At 56.9% G+C, this 21,136-nt stretch carries 15 protein-coding genes; 9 read left to right on the forward strand and 6 right to left on the reverse strand.

Annotated features, from left to right (window positions below; genetic code table 11):
- The first annotated feature begins 70 nt into the window (after positions 1-70).
- Together macA and macB are read left to right on the forward strand one after the other, a co-directional pair.
- Positions 71-1,186, forward strand: coding sequence for a macrolide transporter subunit MacA (gene macA, locus QOT07_RS08700; protein ID WP_099061799.1), 1,116 nt, complete (start codon positions 71-73; stop codon positions 1,184-1,186).
- Positions 1,186-3,132, forward strand: a complete 1,947-nt coding sequence (gene macB / locus QOT07_RS08705) for a macrolide ABC transporter ATP-binding protein/permease MacB (protein WP_283602932.1) — start codon at positions 1,186-1,188, stop codon at positions 3,130-3,132. The genes macA and macB overlap by 1 nt, the downstream gene beginning before the upstream one ends.
- A 195-nt stretch (positions 3,133-3,327) precedes the next feature.
- Here macB and cspD read toward each other — a convergent pair whose 3' ends face one another.
- Positions 3,328-3,549 carry a cold shock-like protein CspD gene (gene cspD, locus QOT07_RS08710; RefSeq protein ID WP_012006105.1) on the reverse strand — a complete coding sequence of 74 codons (222 nt, stop codon included), beginning with the start codon at positions 3,547-3,549 and terminating at the stop codon, positions 3,328-3,330.
- 359 nt (positions 3,550-3,908) lie between these two features.
- Between cspD and clpS the strand changes: the two genes are divergently transcribed.
- Entirely contained in the window at positions 3,909-4,229 is a 321-nt protein-coding gene (clpS, locus tag QOT07_RS08715; RefSeq protein WP_004928347.1) for an ATP-dependent Clp protease adapter ClpS, read from the forward strand.
- A 27-nt stretch (positions 4,230-4,256) separates the two neighbouring features.
- A complete protein-coding gene (gene clpA / locus QOT07_RS08720; protein ID WP_085116051.1) occupies positions 4,257-6,536 on the forward strand; it encodes an ATP-dependent Clp protease ATP-binding subunit ClpA in 2,280 nt (759 codons plus the stop codon).
- Positions 6,537-6,742: 206 nt separating this feature from the next.
- Here the strand turns inward: clpA and infA are convergent, their stop codons facing one another.
- The 5 genes from infA to trxB all read right to left on the reverse strand — a co-directional run bounded on the left by infA (position 6,743) and on the right by trxB (position 12,522).
- Entirely contained in the window at positions 6,743-6,961 is a 219-nt protein-coding gene (gene infA, locus QOT07_RS08725) for a translation initiation factor IF-1 (RefSeq protein ID WP_002211347.1), read from the reverse strand.
- 106 nt (positions 6,962-7,067) lie between these two features.
- Complete coding sequence (gene aat, locus QOT07_RS08730; protein WP_085116052.1) at positions 7,068-7,793, reverse strand: leucyl/phenylalanyl-tRNA--protein transferase; 726 nt, start codon at positions 7,791-7,793, stop codon at positions 7,068-7,070.
- 30 nt (positions 7,794-7,823) lie between these two features.
- Positions 7,824-9,560, reverse strand: a complete 1,737-nt coding sequence (gene cydC / locus QOT07_RS08735; RefSeq protein ID WP_283602934.1) for a heme ABC transporter ATP-binding protein/permease CydC — start codon at positions 9,558-9,560, stop codon at positions 7,824-7,826.
- A 2-nt stretch (positions 9,561-9,562) separates the two neighbouring features.
- Positions 9,563-11,329: a heme ABC transporter permease/ATP-binding protein CydD gene (cydD, locus tag QOT07_RS08740; protein ID WP_283602936.1), complete on the reverse strand. Its 1,767-nt coding sequence runs from the start codon at positions 11,327-11,329 to the stop codon at positions 9,563-9,565.
- A gap of 221 nt (positions 11,330-11,550) precedes the next feature.
- Entirely contained in the window at positions 11,551-12,522 is a 972-nt protein-coding gene (gene trxB, locus QOT07_RS08745; RefSeq protein WP_283602937.1) for a thioredoxin-disulfide reductase, read from the reverse strand.
- 669 nt (positions 12,523-13,191) lie between these two features.
- Between trxB and lrp the strand changes: the two genes are divergently transcribed.
- From lrp to serS, 5 genes are all read left to right on the forward strand, one after another.
- Positions 13,192-13,686 (forward strand): leucine-responsive transcriptional regulator Lrp, encoded by a 495-nt coding sequence (lrp, locus tag QOT07_RS08750; RefSeq protein ID WP_004928318.1) that lies wholly within the window; start codon positions 13,192-13,194, stop codon positions 13,684-13,686.
- A 120-nt stretch (positions 13,687-13,806) separates the two neighbouring features.
- Positions 13,807-17,364, forward strand: a complete 3,558-nt coding sequence (locus QOT07_RS08755; protein WP_283602938.1) for a DNA translocase FtsK 4TM domain-containing protein — start codon at positions 13,807-13,809, stop codon at positions 17,362-17,364.
- 198 nt (positions 17,365-17,562) lie between these two features.
- The gene (gene lolA, locus QOT07_RS08760) at positions 17,563-18,174 is read left to right on the forward strand and encodes an outer membrane lipoprotein periplasmic chaperone LolA (protein WP_085116057.1); all 612 of its coding nucleotides are present in this window, start codon (positions 17,563-17,565) and stop codon (positions 18,172-18,174) included.
- Between the two features lie 7 nt (positions 18,175-18,181).
- Positions 18,182-19,525: a replication-associated recombination protein A gene (locus tag QOT07_RS08765; RefSeq protein WP_099061791.1), complete on the forward strand. Its 1,344-nt coding sequence runs from the start codon at positions 18,182-18,184 to the stop codon at positions 19,523-19,525.
- A 110-nt stretch (positions 19,526-19,635) separates the two neighbouring features.
- Positions 19,636-20,928: a serine--tRNA ligase gene (gene serS, locus QOT07_RS08770; RefSeq protein ID WP_099061790.1), complete on the forward strand. Its 1,293-nt coding sequence runs from the start codon at positions 19,636-19,638 to the stop codon at positions 20,926-20,928.
- Positions 20,929-21,136 lie beyond the last annotated feature (208 nt).

A 21,136-nucleotide genomic window follows, 5' to 3' on the forward strand; every position in this document is an offset into this window, starting at 1 on the left:
CACTGTGCGTGATAATTTAGCCTCCGTTGCCGCCATTGGCAGCTTGAATTGCAACAGACAGGAACCTATTTTGACGTGGTTTAAAGGACATAAGCGACGCTGGGTCATGGCGCTGGTGGTACTGGTGGCGATTGCCGCCGTAGCGGCCTGGCACTTTGGTCATCCGACAGCGACCCCATTTAAAACGGTGAAGGTTGCCAAGGGCGATCTACAGCAAAACGTATTGGCGACCGGCCAGCTTGACGCGGTGCGCAAAGTTGACGTGGGCGCGCAGGTCAGCGGTCAGTTGGAAAGCCTGTACGTCGAGATTGGCGACCGGGTGAAAAAGGGCCAGTTACTGGGCGTGATTGACCCGCAGCAGGCGCAAAACAGCATCCGAGAGGGTGAGGCTACCTTGCGTGAATTGCATGCTCAGTTGCAGCAGGCTCAGGCGGAACAACAGCTGGCCGCGGTAACGCTGCAGCGTAATCAGGCGCTGGCCAAACTGCAGGCGGTATCACGCCAGGATCTGGATCAGGCGGCAACCCAACTGGCGGTGAAAAAAGCCCAGGTGGGCACCATTCAGGCGCAGATCGCCAGAAATCAGGCCAGCCTGGATACCGCAAAAATCAATCTGGCGTTTACCCGTATTGAAGCACCGATGGACGGTGACGTGGTGCAAATCACCACCTTGCAGGGCCAGACGGTGATCGCCGCACAACAGGCGCCCAACATTTTGACCCTGGCCGATCTCAGCACCATGTTGGTGAAGGCTCAGGTATCGGAAGCAGACGTTATCAGCCTCAAACCGGGCCAAAAAGCCTGGTTTACCGTACTGGGCGATCCGAACCGGCGCTTTGACGGCGTGCTGAAAGATATTCAGCCGACGCCGGAAAAGGTCAATAACGCCATCTTTTACTATGCACGTTTTGAAGTGCCGAACCCCGAGGGGCTGCTGCGACTGCAAATGACCGCGCAGGTACATATCCAACTGGCTGGCGTCAGTCAGGCACAGGTCATTCCTTTGGCGGCGCTGGGCGATCAAATTGCCGATAATCGCTACCAGGTTTCGATATTGAAACAGGGCAAGGAGGAAAAGCGTGAGGTGGCCATTGGCCTGCGGAACAATATTGACGTGCAAATTCTCAGCGGATTGAACATCGGCGATGAAGTGATTGTCAGCCGCGGCGGCGCGGAGGCTCTCTGATGGCCGCTTTGCTGGAACTGAGCGGTATTTGCCGCAGCTATCAATCGGGCGATCAGACGGTGGCGGTCCTGAAGGACGTGAGCCTGAGCATCGAAGCCGGCGAAATGGTGGCGATCATGGGAGCCTCTGGCTCCGGCAAATCGACGCTGATGAATATTCTCGGTTGCCTGGATAAGCCCAGCGCCGGTGTGTATCGGGTGGCGGGGCAGGACGTCGCGACGCTCGATGGCGATGCGTTGGCCCGGCTGCGGCGTGAGCATTTTGGCTTTATCTTCCAGCGTTATCATTTACTGCCCCATCTGAGTGCGGCGCATAACGTTGAGGTCCCGGCGGTGTATGCCGGGCTGGGAAAGGCGGCACGGCGCGAGCGGGCGGTGGCGTTGTTGCAGCGCCTGGGGCTCAGTGAGCGTGTGGGCTACCGGCCAAGCCAGCTTTCCGGTGGCCAGCAGCAACGGGTCAGTATTGCTCGCGCGTTGATGAACGGTGGGCAGGTGATCCTGGCGGATGAGCCGACCGGTGCTCTCGATAGCCACTCCGGCGAAGAAGTGATGACGATCCTCAAGCAACTGCGCGAGCAGGGGCATACGGTGATTATCGTCACCCACGACCCGGCGGTGGCCCGACAGGCTGAGCGGATCATTGAAATTCGCGATGGGGCGATCATTGCCGATTCACGGCCGGAACAGCGCCGCAACCCGAACGCCAAACCCCTGGAGATGGTGGCCTCGGCCCCGTCCTGGCAGCAAACCACCGGCCGTTTCCGTGAGGCGCTGGTGATGGCCTGGCGAGCGATGGCGGCAAGTAAAATGCGTACCGCGTTGACCATGCTGGGGATTATTATCGGCATCGCCTCGGTGGTGTCGATCCTGGTGATCGGCGACGCCGCCAAACAGATGGTGCTGGCGGACATCAAATCCATCGGCACCAATACGGTCGACATTTATCCCGGCAAGGACTTTGGTGACGACGACCCGACCTTTCGCCAGGCGCTGAAGTACGACGACCTTGCCGCGCTCCGTGAGCAACCCTACGTCAATGCACTGTCACCCACCATCACCAGCAGCATGCGGCTGCGGTTGGGTAACGTCGACGTGGCGGCCAACGTCACCGGGGTCAGCGAGCAGTTTTTCCGCGTATACGGCATGACCTTTACCCAGGGCATCGGTATTGATCAACTGCAGGTGCAATCGCAGTCGCAAACGGTGGTGATTGACGCCAATACCCAGCGCCGGCTGTTCCCGCACCAGAAGGATGTGGTGGGGCAGGTGATCCTGGTGGGCAATATGCCGGCGACGGTGGTCGGGGTGGCGAAAGAAAAACAGTCGATGTTCGGCAGCAGCAAGACGCTGAACGTCTGGGTGCCCTACAGCACCATGGCCAACCGACTGATGGGCAACGCCTATTTCGATTCGATCACCGTGCGTATTCGCGAGGGCTACAACAGCCAGGAGGCGGAGCAGCAGTTGACGCGCTTGCTGACGCTGCGCCACGGCAAGAAAGACATCTTCACCTATAACATGGACAGTCTGGTGCAGACCGCAGAAAAAACCACGCGTACGCTACAGCTGTTCCTGACGCTGGTGGCGGTAATTTCTCTGGTGGTTGGTGGGATCGGCGTGATGAACATCATGTTGGTGTCGGTGACAGAACGTACCCGTGAGATCGGCATTCGTATGGCGGTGGGGGCTCGATCCGGTGACGTACTGCAGCAGTTCCTGATTGAAGCGGTGCTGGTGTGTCTGGTCGGCGGCGCGTTGGGCATCATGCTGTCATTTGCCATCGGCCTGCTGGTTCAACTGGTGCTACCGGGGTGGCAAATCAGTTTCCCACCGGCGGCGTTGCTGAGCGCGTTTGTTTGTTCAACGGCGATCGGCGTGGTATTCGGCTATCTGCCGGCGCGCAGTGCGGCGCGGCTTAACCCGATTGACGCGCTGGCGCGCGAATAGCCTGCCCTATGAATTTCAAGCTGCAGTTAGGCGCCCAGCTCGCTCATCCCTAGGCGCTTACTTAAGTAAGTAACTGGGGTGAGTGAGTGCAGGTAACAACGCTGCAGCTTGAAATACGACGGGCATAATAAAAAATGCCAGTCATACGGCGGCTGGCATTCTTTGCGGTGTTTCAGACTGACTTGGTGGAAGCGTTTAGGCCAACGCCTCGCTTTCCACTGGCACAATAAGACTCGCATGGTTCCCTTTTGGCCCTTGGTGCACGTCAAAACTGACCTGCTGGCCAGCTTTTAGCGTCCGGTACCCGTCCATCTTGATCGTAGAGTAATGGGCGAATATGTCTTCGCCGCCGCCTTCAGGACAGATAAACCCAAACCCTTTGGCGTTGTTGAACCATTTAACAGTACCCGTCTCCATGCTTTTACATCCCTCGCAACGCTATTTTTAGGTGAGATGAATAACTGAATTCGCACCCGCCAATGGCAGGCAGCAGATGAGCCTGAGAGTGGTTAAAACACCACCAGCTCACGAATTTACACTCTAGAGCAAATGATCATCACGTCAAGGGATCGGCTTTTGTCGGTGGGGTGCAGTTCATCAAAGTTTGAAGCAGGTAACGCTATTGACATTGTTTGGTAACAATTCGTCAGTGATTTTTGCGCACGTTCCAGTGCGGCGGGATGGCGGCGAAGATGATAAAATAGTATGAATACCCCACTTTGAATAACCGGAACCTGTCCCCATATTAAAGGACAGAGCAGAGAAGATGAGCAGCGATGGGCAATAACAACGATTGGCTAAATTTTGAACACTTAGCCGAAGAAAAACAAATCGATGCGGTAAAACCGCCGTCTATGTATAAAGTTATACTTAACAACGACGATTACACACCGATGGAATTTGTGATTGACGTTCTGCAAAAGTTCTTTTCTTATGATATTGAACGCGCAACGCAACTGATGCTCACGGTCCACTATCAAGGCAAGGCGATCTGTGGTGTTTTTACCGCCGAGGTGGCGGAAACCAAGGTCGTACATGTGAACCGTTATGCCAGGGAGAACGAGCATCCGTTGCTTTGTACGCTGGAAAAAGCCTGATTAAGGCAATCTATTGGGGAGGTGCTTATGCTCAATCAAGAACTGGAACTCAGTCTCAACATGGCTTTCGCCAGGGCGCGTGAGCACAGACACGAGTTTATGACCGTGGAGCACCTGTTGCTGGCGTTACTCAGCAACCCTGCCGCGCGGGAAGCGCTTGAGGCATGTACGGTGGACCTGGCTGCACTGCGCCAGGAACTCGAAGCCTTTATCGAACAAACCACGCCGACGCTGCCCGCCAGTGAAGAAGAGCGCGACACTCAGCCGACGCTTAGCTTCCAGCGCGTACTGCAGCGTGCGGTATTCCATGTGCAATCTTCCGGCCGCAGCGAAGTCAGCGGCGCCAACGTGCTGGTGGCAATTTTCAGCGAGCAGGAGTCGCAGGCGGCTTACCTGCTGCGCAAACACGACGTCAGTCGTCTTGACGTAGTGAACTTCATTTCACATGGCACACGTAAAGACGAGCCGGGCCAAGCGCCAAATGCGGAAAACCCGGTGAATGAAGAGCAGTCCGGAGGGGAAGACCGTATGGAGAACTTCACCACCAACCTCAATCAACTGGCCCGGGTGGGCGGCATCGATCCGTTGATTGGCCGTGACCCTGAGCTGGAACGCGCTATCCAGGTACTGTGCCGTCGCCGCAAGAACAACCCGCTGTTGGTGGGTGAGTCCGGCGTGGGTAAAACCGCGATTGCCGAAGGGCTGGCCTGGCGCATTGTGCAGGGCGACGTTCCGGAAGTGATGGCGGACTGCACCCTGTATTCCCTGGACATCGGTTCGCTGCTGGCGGGCACCAAATACCGCGGCGACTTCGAAAAACGCTTCAAAGCCCTGCTGAAACAGCTGGAGCAGGATAAGAACAGCATCCTGTTTATCGATGAGATCCACACCATCATCGGTGCCGGTGCGGCGTCCGGTGGGCAGGTAGATGCCGCCAACCTGATCAAACCGCTGCTTTCCAGCGGCAAGATCCGGGTCATCGGCTCGACCACCTATCAGGAATTCAGCAACATTTTTGAAAAAGACCGCGCACTGGCCCGTCGTTTCCAGAAAATCGACATTACCGAGCCAACGCCGGAAGAGACCATTCAGATCATCAACGGCCTGAAAACCAAGTACGAAGCACACCACGATGTGCGTTATACCGCGAAAGCGGTGCGTGCGGCGGTTGAGCTGTCGGTGAAATACATCAATGACCGCCATTTGCCGGACAAGGCTATTGACGTGATCGACGAGGCGGGTGCTCGCAGTCGCTTAATGCCGATCAGCAAGCGCAAGAAAACCGTCAACGTTGCCGATATTGAGTCGGTGGTGGCGCGTATCGCGCGCATCCCGGAAAAAACCGTGTCAGCGAGCGATCGTGATGTGTTGAGAAGTCTGGGCGACCGTCTGAAAATGCTGGTGTTTGGTCAGGATCAGGCGATTGAAGCATTGACCGAAGCGATCAAGATGAGCCGGGCGGGTCTGGGACACGATCGCAAGCCTGTCGGTTCCTTCCTGTTTGCCGGGCCAACCGGCGTTGGGAAAACCGAGGTCACGGTTCAGCTGGCGAAGGCGATGGATATCAAACTGCTGCGTTTTGACATGTCCGAGTATATGGAACGTCATACCGTCAGCCGTCTGATTGGCGCACCTCCGGGCTATGTCGGTTACGATCAGGGCGGTCTGCTGACCGATGCGGTGCTTAAACATCCGCACTCGGTAGTGCTGCTGGATGAAATCGAGAAGGCGCACCCGGACGTGTTCAACCTGCTGCTGCAGGTGATGGACAACGGTACCCTGACCGATAACAACGGTCGCAAGGCGGACTTCCGCAACGTGATCCTGGTGATGACCACCAACGCCGGGGTACGCGAGACAGAACGTAAATCGATCGGTCTGGTCCAGCAGGACAACAGCACCGACGCGATGGAAGAGATCAAAAAAGTGTTCACGCCGGAATTCCGTAACCGCCTGGACAACATTATTTGGTTCAACCATCTGTCGGCCGAGGTTATTCAGCAGGTTGTCGACAAGTTTATCGTCGAACTGCAGGCGCAGCTGGATGCGAAGGGCGTGTCGCTGGAAGTGAGTGACGAAGCGCGTGACTGGCTGTCAGTGAAAGGCTATGACCGTGCGATGGGGGCTCGTCCAATGGCGCGTGTGATGCAGGAAAACCTGAAGAAACCGCTGGCCAACGAATTGCTGTTTGGTTCACTGGTGGATGGCGGCTCGGTGAAAGTCGAGCTGGACAAAGAGAATCAGAAACTGACTTACCAATTTATCAGCGCGTCAATGCGCAAAGCGGATGAAGGTGCGGTGCACTAAGTCCGGGGTCAGATAAAGAAAAAGCGATGCTTCGGCATCGCTTTTTTTATGGGTGAAAATCATCACCACAACAGAAATGATTGAGCCCTCTCAGTTTACCTGCGCACCTGCAACTCGATGTTGAACGTTGCTACGGGGGTAAACGGAAAGGGCTCCGGAGGCATTACATCCTCGGTGCCGCCATCGGCTGGCGACGAGTGAGCCGATTAACGGCTACGGAAGACAATGCGGCCTTTGCTCAGGTCGTACGGGGTCAGCTCTACAGTGACTTTGTCGCCCGTCAGGATGCGGATGTAGTTCTTACGCATTTTACCGGAGATATGTGCGGTAACCACGTGCCCGTTTTCTAATTCAACGCGGAACATGGTGTTTGGCAGCGTATCAAGAACGGTGCCCTGCATTTCAATATTGTCTTCTTTGGCCATCGAATCCTCTAGGTCTAACTACCTTAGTTTTTAACCGGCAAGATAATGCCGAAAAACCCACATTATGTAAAGAAGTGTCGGTGAACATTGCACCGTTTCCGCAAAATTAGTTTGTTGGGGAGGGTGGTTCAACCTGCTGTGGGGGTAAAACTTGCGGTGCCCAACACTCTGGCGCTAATGGCTTGCGCTGAAGTTGGCTGAGCTGCTGCAAAAATTGTCTTCGGGGGATCTCTCTCGCACCCAGCGTGGCAGTGTGAGCGTTAAGCACCTGACAGTCAATCAATTCTCCGCCATAAGCGGCAAAATGGCGGCAAAAAGTCATCAGGGCGCACTTGGAGGCATTAGTGGTGCGGCTAAACATCGACTCGCCGCAAAATAGCGCCCCCTGAGCGATACCGTACATGCCACCGACCAGCTCTTCATCCTGCCAAACCTCGATCGAGTGGGCGAAGCCAAGGCGGTGCAGATGCAAATAAGCACGTTGTACTTCCGGGCCAATCCAGGTGCCTTCTTCCGGTCGATCGGCGCAGGCGGCGATCACCGCCGCAAAGTCGTGATTCAGCGTAATGCGAAAAGGGTTACTGCGCAGAAAACGTTTCAGACTGCGGCTGATATGACGTTCGGCCGGGAACAGCACCGCCCGGGGGTCCGGTGACCACCATAGAATGGCTTCCCCCGGCGAGAACCAGGGGAAGATGCCACGCTCATAAGCGGCCAGCAAACGCGGCGCGGTCAGATCGCCGCCAATGGCCAGCAGCCCGTTAGGATCGCGCAGAGCGCCCTCAGGAGAGGGGAACGCCAGTGACTGCGGTGACAGCTTAACAATGCGCATATAAGGTCTCAGCGTCCTCTACAGGCCATTTTACAGCGGTATACCACTGATACGTTGGCGGAAGTGGGCGTAACGCCCCTGTTGACGCATCAGGGTGAGATGATCACCTTGCTCGACAATCTGACCGCCGTCCATCACGCAGATGCGGTCCAGGTGCTCCAGCCCATACAGACGGTGGGTGACCAGGATCAGCGTTTTCCCCTGACAATGTTGGCGCAGTAGTGCCAGGATCTGCTGTTCGGTCTCGGCATCCAGGCCTTCGGTCGGTTCATCGAGCAGCAACAGGGGGGCCTGATGCAATAGCGCACGGGCAATGCCCAGACGACGCTGCTCACCGCCGGAAAGCTGGCGACCGCCATCTCCCAGCCAGGCATTCAGCCCCTCGTTCTCCAGCAGCTTGTCCAGCCCGACCTGCTGCAAGACCCCGCGCAGTTGTTCATCGGTTGCCGCCGGGGCAGCGATGCGCAGGTTTTCACGCAGCGTATCGCTGAAAATATGCACCCGCTGGCTGACGACGGTGGTCATCTGGCGCAGCGTGGTTTCATCGTAAGCGCTCAGTGGCTGGCCGTTGAGCAGCACCTGGCCGCTATCGGCGTTCCAGGCGCGGGTCAGCAATTGCAGCAGGGTCGATTTGCCACAGCCGGTACGCCCGAGCAGAGCAATGTGTTCACCGGCGGCAATCTCCAGCGTGACGTCCTGCACTACCGGCAGCGGTTGGTCGGGGTAGGTGAAGGTCAGCCGTTGCAGACTCAGGGCAGCGCCTTTCTCAGCCGCTGGGCCGCGGGTAGGGAAGCTGACCTCCGGTTGCCGGTCGATGACCTGCTTCACCCGGGTGGCGGAAGCGATCACCTGCCCAAGATGCTGGAAAGCGCCAGCCACCGGCATCAGCGCTTCAAATGAGGCCAGCGCGGCAAACACGAACAGCGCAATCAGCGCACCGGGCTGGCTGTCGCCACCGATACCGGCCGCAGTGAGCCACAGCAACAAGGTGACTGTCAGGCCGCTAGCCAGGATCATCAGTGCCTGCGCGATGCCGCCCAGCGAGGCCTGCTGCCATTGGCGGCGCTGCCAGTGCTGCTCGGTGGTATCCAGATCGGCGCGGAAGCTTTCAACGGCGCCAAACACCACCAGTTCGGCCTGGCCCTGAAGCCAGGCGGTAAGGTCGGTACGGTACTGGCCGCGCAGAGTGGTCAACTGGCCGCCAATTGGCTTGCCCGCACGATAAAATACCGGGGGTACCAGCACCAGCAGCATCAGCAGAATGCCCCCCAGCGTCAGTGCCAGGGAAGTGTCCAGCCAGCTCAGGCCGTAAGTGACGACCACAATCACGGCGGCAGCGCTGACCAGCGGTGAGATCACCCGCAGGTACAAATGATCCAGCGTATCGACATCCGCCACCAGACGGTTAAGCAGGTCGGCCTGACGGAAGCGGGCAATGCCGCCCGGCGACAGTGGCAGGATCTTTTTAAAGGTAAACACCCGCAGATGGGACAGCACGCGGAAGGTGGCATCGTGACTGACCACGCGTTCGGCGTAGCGCCCGGCGGTGCGGAAAATGGCGGCACCGCGGACACCGGCGGCCGGCAGCATGTAGTTGAAAGTAAACAGGCCCGCCAGCCCGGCCAGGGCCGAGGCGGCGAGGAACCAGCCAGACAGCGCCAGCAGGCCGATGCTGGCCAGCAGCGTAACGATGGCCAGTACAATGCCCAGACAGATCAGCAGGCTGTGACGACGGTATAGCGCCAGAAACGGCAGCAAAACGCGCATGATTATAGATCCCCGCTGCGGTGTGCAATCAGATTGGCGAACAGGCCCGGTTGGGCACTCAGCGTGGCGTAATCGCCTTGCTGGACGATGTGCCCGCCGTCCATGACCCAAATCTGGTCGTAGTCTTCGGTGTCTTCCAACTGGTGGGTCACCAGCAGGGTAGTTTGCTGATGCGAGGCGGCATTCAGCGCCTGCATCACCCGCCGTTCACTGTGGGCGTCAAGGCTGGCGGCCGGTTCATCCAGCAGCAGCAAACGACGTGGGCTGATAAGCGCCCGGGCAACCGCTACGCGCTGGGCCTGGCCGACGGAGAGACGGGCGGCGTTATCGCCGACTTCAGTCTCTAATCCCTGTGGCAAATGCGGCAGGATCTCACCGACGTAGGCTTGCTCTACCGCCAGCTGTAACTGGGCGTCACTGGCCTGCGGGTTGCCCAGCAGGATATTGGCCCGCAGCGTTTGAGCCGGCAGGTGCGGGTTTTGTCCTACCCAGCCAAGCTGCTGACGCCAGCCTTCGGCGGCCAGCTCGCGCAACTCGATGCCGTTGACCGTCAGAGAACCGCGATAGGGCAGAAAACCGAGCAGCAGGTTCAGCAGCGAGCTTTTACCGGCACCACTCAACCCGACCAAAGCAATGCGCTGGTTCGCGGGCAGAGTGAAGCTCAGCGGGCCGGCCAGCAGCACGCCATCCGGTGACAGGATCTCCAGATCCTGCGCCTGCAACTCCAGCGGTGCATCGCTATCCAGCGTTTGCGTGCCGCTACCCATTTGCTCGCCTTCGGCACTGAGGAAGGTTTCCAGCGCTTCTGCTGCGCCCACCGCCTGCGCTTTGGCATGGTAGAAGGCCCCAAGGTCACGCAGCGGCTGGAAGAATTCCGGTGCCAGGATCAGCACCAGGAAACCGGCGAACAGCGTAACGCCGGTGCCGTAGCTGCCAAAATTAAGTTCGCCAAGGAACGAGAAACCAAAATAGACCGCCACCACGGCGATGGAGATAGAGGCAAAGAACTCCAGCACCGCTGAGGACAGAAATGCCAGTCGCAAGACTTCCATGGTGCGAGTACGGAAATCCTCGGATGATTTGGCAATCTGCGCGGTTTCCGCTTCAGCCCGGTTAAACAGGCGCAGCGTATCCAGCCCGCGCAGGCGATCGAGGAAGTTACCGCTCAGTCGTGCCAGCGCCACAAAGTTGCGGCGGTTGGCGTCTGCGGCACCCATACCGACCAGCGCCATAAACATGGGGATCAGCGGGGCGGTGGTCAACAGGATCAGGCCGGCGGCCCAGTTTATCGGGAATACGGTAATCAGGATCAGCACGGGGATAAACACCGCCAGGTACATCTGCGGCAGATAGCGAGAATAATAATCCTGCATGTCTTCGATCTGTTCGACGATGATGCTGGCCCAACTGCCGGCCGGTTTGCCCTGGATCCAGGCCGGGCCGAGTTGCTGCAGTTTATCCAGCACCTGCTGACGCATACGCTGGCGGATCACCTGTCCGCAGATAAAACCGACGCGTTCACGCAGCCAACTCAACACCGCCCGCAATGCAAAGGTGGCGGCCAGCCAGATAAACGAGGGGATCAGCTGTTCGCGCGGGGCGTGCTCGATAATCAGCGCGTGGAGCAGGGCAGCCAATAGCCATGCCTGGGCGACAATCAGAATGCCGCTTATCAGCCCCAACAACATGGAAAGGCGCAACCAACGCTGCGCCAGGGGGCTCTGAGTTTTGAGCCAATGGGTTAACTGTTGCTGTCTGGTTTTTTTCATCAGATATGGGTCTGCGTCGCCGGCGCCTGTGGGTACAGACAAGGTTAACGTACTGTTAAAAAAAGTGTTTGCCCCAACCTGAAGCGAACAAGTGAAGGCCAATGTTACCTCTTCACCCGACAGACTGAAAATAATAAAGCGGTCAAATAGCGGTATAACAGAAAGATGGCGGCAAAAAAAAAGCGGCTGTGATAGCCGCTTTTCAAAATGACAGTGTGGGGTTACAGCACTTCTGCGCCGGCAATGCCGTCCAGATAACGCTCAGCGTCCAGCGCCGCCATACAACCGGTCCCGGCGGAGGTGATCGCCTGGCGGTAGATGTGGTCCATCACGTCGCCGGCAGCGAATACGCCAGGAATGGTGGTCTGGGTGGCATTACCGTGAATGCCGGACTGCACCTTGATGTAGCCGTTTTCCAGTTCCAGCTGACCACCGAAAATGCTGGTGTTCGGGCTGTGGCCGATGGCGATAAACACGCCAGCCAGTTCCAGGTCCTGCGTTTGGTTTTCCGCTTTGGTGCTGCGGATGCGTACGCCAGTCACGCCCATCTGATCGCCCAGCACTTCGTCCAGGGTATGGTCGGTATGCAGCACGATATTGCCGTTTTTCACTTTCTCCATCAGCCGGTTGATCAGGATTTTCTCTGAACGGAAGCTGTCACGGCGGTGAATCAGGTGAACTTCGGCCGCGATGTTGGACAAGTACAAAGCCTCTTCCACGGCGGTATTACCACCACCGACGACCGCGACTTTTTGATTGCGGTAGAAGAAACCGTCGCAGGTGGCACAGGCAGACACGCCTTTGCCTTTGAACGCTTCTTCGGTAGGCAGGCCAAGGTAACGTGCGGAAGCGCCAGTGGCGATGATCAAAGCATCACAGGTGTATTCGCCGTTGTCGCCAAACAGACGGAACGGACGGTTCTGCAGCTCAACGCTGTTGATGTGGTCAAACACAATCTCGGTCTGGAATTTTTCCGCATGCTCACGCATACGCTCCATCAGCGCCGCGCCGGTCAGGCCTTCGGCATCACCCGGCCAGTTTTCCACTTCGGTGGTGGTGGTCAACTGACCCCCTTGTTCCATACCGGTAATCAATACCGGGCTCAGGTTGGCGCGCGCTGCGTAAACGGCGGCGGTGTAGCCAGCCGGGCCGGAGCCCAGGATCAATAATTTACTGTGTTTAGCCGTGCCCATGAATAACCTCTTTTCCCACAATGGCGGACAATGGATTCGATTGTAGGGAAAATGCGGCATTAAAAAAAGCGTCAGGGGATGTTGTTAACGATTTGTTTGATAGTCATGGCCTATTAATTATTATTTTGCTGCTAAAGCGAGCGTAAAACGCAGCAATTTAACTTATGGAAGCCACTCAACACTGTGGTGTACTCAATGGGTCAGAAACAGCCCGTAAAGCGGGTTTAAGCGCCTTGGCAGCGGGGTTTTTAAGCCAGCGATTCATAACTAAAAACGGGGTGCTAACTTTTCATGACGGTACGTTCTTCTGATTTTGCTTCTTTTACTTTGACAATCCGCTGCGCATTTGCGAAAACATCATAGGAAGAAGAAATTATCCCTGTCCCTGCAGTAAATCGTACGTATTTACGGCGTTGGCGCAGAATTTTGCGCCGTTGCTGAAGCCGCGTGCGGCGGGTGAGGGGACACCGCGCAAGCGAGGGGGATTTCTTCTTGCAATAACGTCATTTAACTACCCGGTGCAGGGTTTGACAGACAGACTGCACAAGGGGTGATGATGGTAGTGAAGCATATGACAGGCATTGGGTCTTCGCTTGGAACGAACCCTTACACATTGATGTTGGTTAGGGTGTGGCAAGTGCAGGGAAGAAAATAAGAGAGACAATAATAATGGCAGACAATAAGAAACGCCCGGGTAAAGATCTCGACCGTATCGACCGCAATATCCTGAACGAGCTGCAGAAGGATGGGCGTATTTCGAACGTTGAGCTTTCGAAGCGCGTGGGGCTATCTCCAACTCCATGTTTAGAACGCGTGCGCCGCCTCGAGCGCCAGGGTTTTATTCATGGCTATACCGCTTTGCTCAACCCGCATTATCTGGACGCTTCCCTGTTGGTTTTCGTGGAAATCACGTTGAATCGCGGTGCGCCGGATGTGTTTGAGCAATTCAACTCAGCCGTTCAGAAGCTTGAAGAAATTCAGGAGTGTCATCTGGTGTCCGGTGATTTCGACTATCTGTTGAAAACCCGCGTGCCGGATATGTCGGCTTACCGTAAGTTGCTCGGTGAAACCTTGCTGCGTCTGCCGGGGGTTAACGACACCCGTACGTACGTGGTAATGGAAGAAGTGAAACAGAGTAACCGTCTGGTTATCAAAACACGGTAGGGTGCAGGTGCAAAACCTGATTAAATTGGTTACACTCCTGTTTATTCATACAGTTTCGGCGCCGGGGAAGCTTCTCGGCGCTGTTGCTATGTCAGCTAACAGGAACCTGGAGAGCCTTTCTTGAGCCAGGAATATACAGAAGATAAAGAAGTTACCTTGAGAAAACTCAGCAGCGGTCGCCGTTTGCTCGAAGCTGTGTTGATTGTGGTAGCCATTTTTGCCATTTACCTCATGGCTGCCTTGGTCAGTTTTAATCCCTCTGACCCAAGCTGGTCGCAGACCGCGTGGCATGAGCCTATTCATAACCTGGGCGGTGGCGTCGGGGCCTGGATGGCCGACACATTGTTCTTCACCTTCGGGGTACTCGCCTATGCGATACCGCCGATCATGCTGGTGTTGTGCTGGGCGGCTTACCGTCAGCGCGGCAATGGCGAATACATCGACTATTTTGCGCTTTCACTGCGCCTGATCGGCACGTTGGCGCTGGTGCTCACCTCGTGTGGCCTGGCGGCATTGAATGTCGACGACCTCTATTACTTCGCATCCGGCGGCGTGATTGGCAGCTTGCTGAGCAACGCCATGTTGCCGTGGTTCAACGGTATCGGCGCCACCCTGGGGCTGTTGTGCGTTTGGGCTGCGGGGCTGACGCTGTTTACCGGCTGGTCCTGGTTGGTGATCGCCGAGCGCATCGGCGGCGTGGTGCTGGGTACGGCCACCTTTATGACCAACCGCTCACGTCGTGAAGACCGTTATCATGACGATGATGAGCGCTACGTCGAAGATCAGCCTGAATCCGCTGACAAGGATGCCGCGCTTGCTGTGGCTACCTCGGCAACGGCGGCCAATGCGGCGGAAGACGACGTGTTGTTCTCTGCGCCTTCGGTAACGGAAACCGCCAAAATGGCGGCGGAAGATGCCGAAGATCCGTTACTCAGCGGTCTGCGGGCTAATGATGACGATGAGGCCGATGCCGCGCCTGTCGCGTCAGCGGTAGCCAGCGCCCCTGTCACTGCGGCACCTGTCGTGGCTCAGGCACCGTCGGTTACTGCAGCACCTGTGGCTCCGGCCTCGGTGAACCAGCATCCGATGAGTGCGGTAGCAGAAAACACCGCACCGCCGCTGTATTCGTTTGAAATCCCTGAAGAGACGCCGACGCCGAAGTTGACGCGCCAGGCCGATCCTTACCGGGACGACGATGAACCGCGTATGGGGAACTGGGACGCACCGGCCGTATCGCCGTCGCCAGACCGTTCCCCGTTTGATTTTTCTGCCGCCCAGCGTGATAGCGTTGACGTCAGCGCTCCGGCCGGCTTCAGTGCCGCTGAGCCTGCCGTTACCCCGTTTGGCAGCGTGAAACCTCAGGCACCTGCCGCAGCGGCGGCGATTGCCGGTGCTGTTGCCGCCAATACCTTTATGCCGGCCTTTAGCGCTACCAGTGATGCTAACTCGCAGGTGAAACAAGGCCTCGGCCCTGAATTACCGCGTCCTAATCCGGTACGCATTCCGACTCGTCGTGAACTGGCTTCTTATGGCATCAAACTGCCTTCGCAGCGCATGGCCGAACAGGAACAGCGCACCCGAGGGGACGATGAGCCATTGCAGAATGCGGATAATCTTTCGCCAGATGATGAAGCCCTGCAGGAAGCGGCGTTACGTCAGGCATTTGCCGAGCAGCAAAGCCAGCGTTACGGTGAGGAATCTGCGTCGGATAATCTGGATGATGAAGCTGCTCTGCAGGAGGCCGCACTGCGTCAAGCGTTTGCCAACCAGCAAAGCCAGCGCTATGGCCAGCCAGAAGTCGCGCCATCGGTGCAGCCAACTACGCCGGTCGATACCCGTAATGCGTTCGGCTTCTCGCCGATGGATGATTTGGTTGATGATGGCCCGGTTGAGCCATTGTTCACCTTGTCGCCACAGTTGGAAGAATGCATTGAGCAGCAAAGCGAGAGTGAAGACGATGTGCCGTTCGGTCAGTTTGAGCCCGCCGCGCCGGCTCAGCCTCAGATTCCGCCGGCACAGTCCTATCAGCCTGCTTACCAACAACCGCAGCAGCAACCGGCAGTGCAGCAACAGCCGCCAGCCTATCAGCAGCCTGTGGCGCAACCGGAACCTGCCGCTGTGCAGCAACCGGCGATGGACAGCCTGATACACCCGTTCCTGATGCGCAACGATATGCCGTTGCAAAAACCGACCACGCCGTTGCCGACGCTGGATTTGCTGACCGAAGCCCCGAAAGAGGTGGAACCGGTAGATTCCTTCGCGCTGGAACAAAAGGCGCGTTTGGTGGAGGCCAGCCTGGCCGATTACCGGGTGAAAGCCGACGTGGTGGACATTTTACCAGGTCCGGTCATCACCCGCTTCGAGCTGGATTTGGCTCCGGGCGTCAAGGCTGCACGTATTTCCAACCTGTCGCGCGATTTGGCGCGTTCACTGTCGACCTCCGCGGTGCGTGTGGTGGAAGTGATCCCCGGCAAGCCTTACGTCGGGTTGGAGCTGCCTAACGTCAAACGTCAGACGGTCTATCTGCGAGAAGTGCTGGACTGCCCGGCGTTCCGCGACAATCCGTCGCCGCTGGCGATCGTATTGGGTAAAGACATTTCCGGCGAACCGGTGGTGGCCGATTTGGCTAAAATGCCACACCTGCTGGTCGCGGGGACCACCGGTTCCGGTAAGTCGGTCGGGGTCAATGCCATGATCCTGAGCATCCTGTATAAGGCCACGCCGAAAGAAGTGCGCTTTATCATGATCGACCCGAAAATGCTGGAACTGTCAGTCTATGAGGGCATTCCGCATCTGTTGACCGACGTGGTTACCGACATGAAAGACGCCGCCAATGCCCTGCGTTGGTGTGTCGCCGAGATGGAGCGTCGCTACAAGCTGATGTCTGCGCTCGGTGTGCGTAACCTGGCCGGTTATAACGAACGCGTCGATCAGGCTGAAGCCATGGGGCGTCCGATCCCGGATCCGTTCTGGAAACCGACCGACAGCATGGACATCACGCCGCCGGTACTGGAGAAAGAGCCTTACATCGTGGTGATGGTCGATGAGTTTGCCGATCTGATCATGACGGTCGGCAAAAAGGTCGAGGAACTGATCGCTCGTCTGGCGCAGAAAGCGCGTGCGGCGGGGATCCACCTGGTGCTGGCAACTCAGCGTCCGTCGGTGGATGTGATCACCGGCCTGATCAAGGCCAACATCCCGACCCGTATTGCCTTTACCGTATCCAGCAAGATTGACTCGCGCACCATCCTCGATCAGGGCGGTGCTGAATCCCTGCTGGGGATGGGTGACATGCTGTATCTGGCCCCTAACTCCTCCATTCCGGTACGTGTGCATGGTGCATTTGTGCGCGATCAGGAAGTGCATGCAGTGGTTAAGGATTGGAAAGCGCGTGAACGACCTCAATATAAAGAGGGTATCCTCAACGCCGGTGACGACGGTGAGGGGGGTTCCGGCGGTGGTCTGGACGGTGACGAAGAGCTGGATCCGTTGTTTGATCAGGCGGTGGAGTTTGTGGTGGATAAACGCCGCGCCTCTATCTCCGGCGTACAGCGTCAGTTCCGCATCGGTTATAACCGCGCCGCGCGTATCATCGAACAGATGGAAGCGCAGGGCATCGTCAGCGAGCAGGGGCACAACGGCAACCGCGAGGTGCTGGCACCGCCACGGCATGACTGATGAAGTTTTAATCGTTGTTATTTAATTAAAAGGGCCGCTTAGCGGCCCTTGTGCAAAGAAGCGTAAACCCATCGGCTTCTCGGAACATTGGCCTATCTGCCGGCGAATGGCTTCGGGTAGAGTAAAGGTGTTTAAGGGTTAATTTGACCCGCACGGCACCGCCTTGCGGTTAACGCATTTCATAAGGTATCTGGAATAATGAAAAAACTGTTAGTTGCCTGTTGTCTGCTTTCGGGTTTCGCTTCCACCTCTGTGCTGGCCGACGCCGCGCAGGATTTGCAAAGTCGTCTGGCGAAAGTGAACAGTTTCCACGCCAGCTTCTCCCAGACGGTGACCAGCAGCGATGGCGCGGCGGTACAGCAGGGTGAAGGCGAACTCTGGGTTAAGCGCCCGAATCTGTTTAACTGGCACATGACCTCGCCGGACGAGAGCGTACTGGTGTCAGACGGTCAGACCCTGTGGTTCTACAATCCCTTTGTTGAGCAGGTCACTGCCACCTGGCTGAAAAACGCCACCGGCAACACGCCGTTTATGCTGATCACCCGTAATAACGCCAATGACTGGAAACAGTACAACGTTAAGCAGAAGGGCAATGATTTTGAGCTGACGCCAAAATCCAGCAGCGGCAACCTGAAACAGTTCGCTATTACCGTGGATAACAGCGGCACTATCCGCAGTTTTGCCGCGGTTGAGCAGGACGGCCAACGCAGTTCTTACGCGCTGAAAAGCCAGCAGAATGTCGCGGCTGATGCCAGCAAATTCAAATTTACCCCGCCGAAGGGGGTGACGCTGGACGACCAGCGCCAGTGAGGTCCGCGTGAGTAATATGTCGCTCGATTTTTCCCAGAATGAATTCCAGCCGTTGGCCGCGCGGATGCGGCCGACTACGCTGGCACAATACATCGGCCAGCAGCATCTGTTGGCTGCCGGTAAGCCTTTGCCGCGGGCTATCGAGGCGGGACAACTGCATTCGATGATTCTGTGGGGGCCACCGGGCACCGGGAAAACCACGCTGGCGGAATTGATCGGCCGTTATGGCCAGGCGGACGTCGAACGTATTTCTGCCGTCACGTCCGGGATTAAAGAGATCCGTGAGGCGATTGAGCGCGCACGTCAAAACCGTGACTCCGGTCGCCGCACTATCCTGTTTGTCGATGAGGTGCACCGCTTCAACAAAAGCCAGCAGGATGCCTTCCTGCCGCATATTGAAGACGGCACCATCACCTTTATCGGCGCCACCACCGAAAACCCGTCCTTTGAGCTTAACTCGGCGTTGTTGTCGCGTGCTCGCGTCTATTTACTGAAGGCACTGACTGCCGAAGATATCAGTCAGGTGCTGGATCAGGCGATGCAAGACAACAGCCGGGGTTTGGGTGGCCAGAATATCGAACTGCCGGAAGAGACGCGCCGCATGTTGTCGGAGCTGGTGGGCGGCGACGCCCGTCGGGCGCTGAACAGCCTGGAGATGATGGCGGACATGGCGGAAATCAACGCCAAAGGCATCCGCGTATTGACGCCGGAATTACTGAAAGAAGTCTCCGGGGAACGCAGTGCGCGTTTCGATAATAAAGGCGACCGCTTTTACGATCTGATCTCGGCGCTGCATAAATCGGTGCGTGGTTCAGCACCGGACGCTGCGCTGTACTGGTATGCCCGTATTATTACCGCCGGGGGCGATCCCTTGTACGTGGCACGCCGGTTGCTGGCGATTGCTTCTGAAGATGTCGGTAATGCTGACCCGCGTGGTATGCAGGTGGCTATTGCGGCCTGGGACTGCTTCACTCGGGTAGGACCGGCGGAGGGTGAACGGGCGATAGCCCAGGCTATCGTCTATCTGGCCTGTGCGCCAAAAAGCAACGCGGTTTACACCGCCTTCAAAGCGGCAATACGTGATGCCAAAGAGATGGCTGATTATGACGTACCCGAGCACTTGCGCAATGCGCCAACCAAGCTGATGAAGGAAATGGGGTTGGGTGCAGAATACCGCTACGCCCACGACGAACCCAATGCCTATGCCGCCGGTGAAGATTATTTCCCGCCCGAAATGGCCAAGACGCGTTACTATCATCCAACCACTCGCGGGCTGGAAGGTAAAATCGGTGAAAAGCTGGCATGGCTTGCTGAGCAGGATCAAAATAGCCAGACAAAACGCTACCGCTAGCGTTGCCGTTGCGGTAAGGTTAGCGGGTATCACTCTTCCTTTATGCGGCTATAAATTCAGCCGAATAAAACATCAAATTTTCTTTCAATAACAATAAGCACAGGATTAGCATGCTCGATCCCAATCTGCTGCGTAATGAGCTAGACGCAGTCGCCGTCAAACTGGCTCGCCGAGGCTTTAAACTCGATCTGGATCTGCTGCGTTCTCAAGAAGAGCGTCGCAAAGTTCTGCAGGTAGAAACCGAAACGCTGCAGGCAGAACGTAACTCCCGATCGAAATCCATCGGCGCGGCTAAAGCGCGCGGGGAAGACATTGAGCCGCTGCGTCGCGAAGTAAACGAACTGGGTGACAAGCTGGACACGGCCAAGGCCGCGCTGGACCAGCTGCAGGCTGAAATCCGTGACTATGCGTTGGCGATCCCGAACCTGCCTGACGATGAAGTGCCAGACGGCAAAGACGACAGCGATAACCAGGAAGTCAGCCGCTGGGGCGAACCGCGCCAGTACGATTTCCAGGTGCGCGATCACGTCGACTTGGGCGAAATGGCCGGGGGTCTGGACTTTGCCGCGGCGGTAAAACTGACGGGTTCACGCTTTGTGGTGATGAAAGGGCAAATCGCCCGCATGCACCGTGCGTTATCCCAGTTCATGCTGGATCTGCATACCGAACAGCACGGCTACCAGGAAACCTACGTTCCTTATCTGGTTAACCATGCCACGCTGTACGGTACTGGCCAGTTGCCGAAGTTTGGTGAAGACTTGTTCCACACCAAACCGCTGGAAGAAGAGTCCGACAGCAGCAACTATGCGCTGATCCCAACGGCAGAAGTACCATTGACCAACCTGGTGCGCGACGAGATCCTGGAAGAGGAATCTCTGCCGCTGAAGTTGACCGCGCATACGCCTTGTTTCCGTGCCGAAGCCGGTTCTTATGGCCGTGACACACGTGGTTTGATCCGCATGCACCAGTTCGACAAAGTTGAGATGGTGCAGATCGTCCGTCCGGAAGACTCTATGGCTACGCTGGAAGAGCTGACCGGTCATGCAGAGAAAGTGCTGCAGTTGCTGAACCTGCCATACCGCAAAATGTTGCTGTGTACCGGTGATATGGGTGCAGGCTCATGCAAGACCTACGATCTGGAAGTGTGGCTGCCGGCGCAGGACACTTACCGTGAGATCTCGTCTTGCTCCAACATGTGGGATTATCAGGCGCGCCGTATGCAAGCCCGCTGCCGCAGCAAAACCGAGAAGAAGCCGCGCCTGGTGCATACGCTGAACGGTTCTGGTCTGGCAGTAGGTCGTACGCTGGTGGCGGTGCTGGAAAACTACCAGCAGGCCGATGGCCGTATTCAGGTACCAGAAGTATTACGCCCATATATGGGTGGCCTGGAATATATCGGTTAATAAGTTAGCTGTTCCACGAAAAGCGCCTACGGGCGCTTTTTTTATAAGAAAATTGTTACCCCTTTGTTCGAAAGCCCTTTTTCTTTCAGATACTTCCCCCGCTTTATTGATAGCAGACAAAGTTCACTACTCACTTCTGAGTAATATCCACTCATAGAGGAGGGCTTTTCTCAGGCTCATCAACAGACATCGGATCTGTCTCCTCTGA

The organism is Serratia proteamaculans, from assembly GCF_949794035.1.
Classification (GTDB): Bacteria; Pseudomonadota; Gammaproteobacteria; order Enterobacterales; family Enterobacteriaceae; genus Serratia; species Serratia proteamaculans.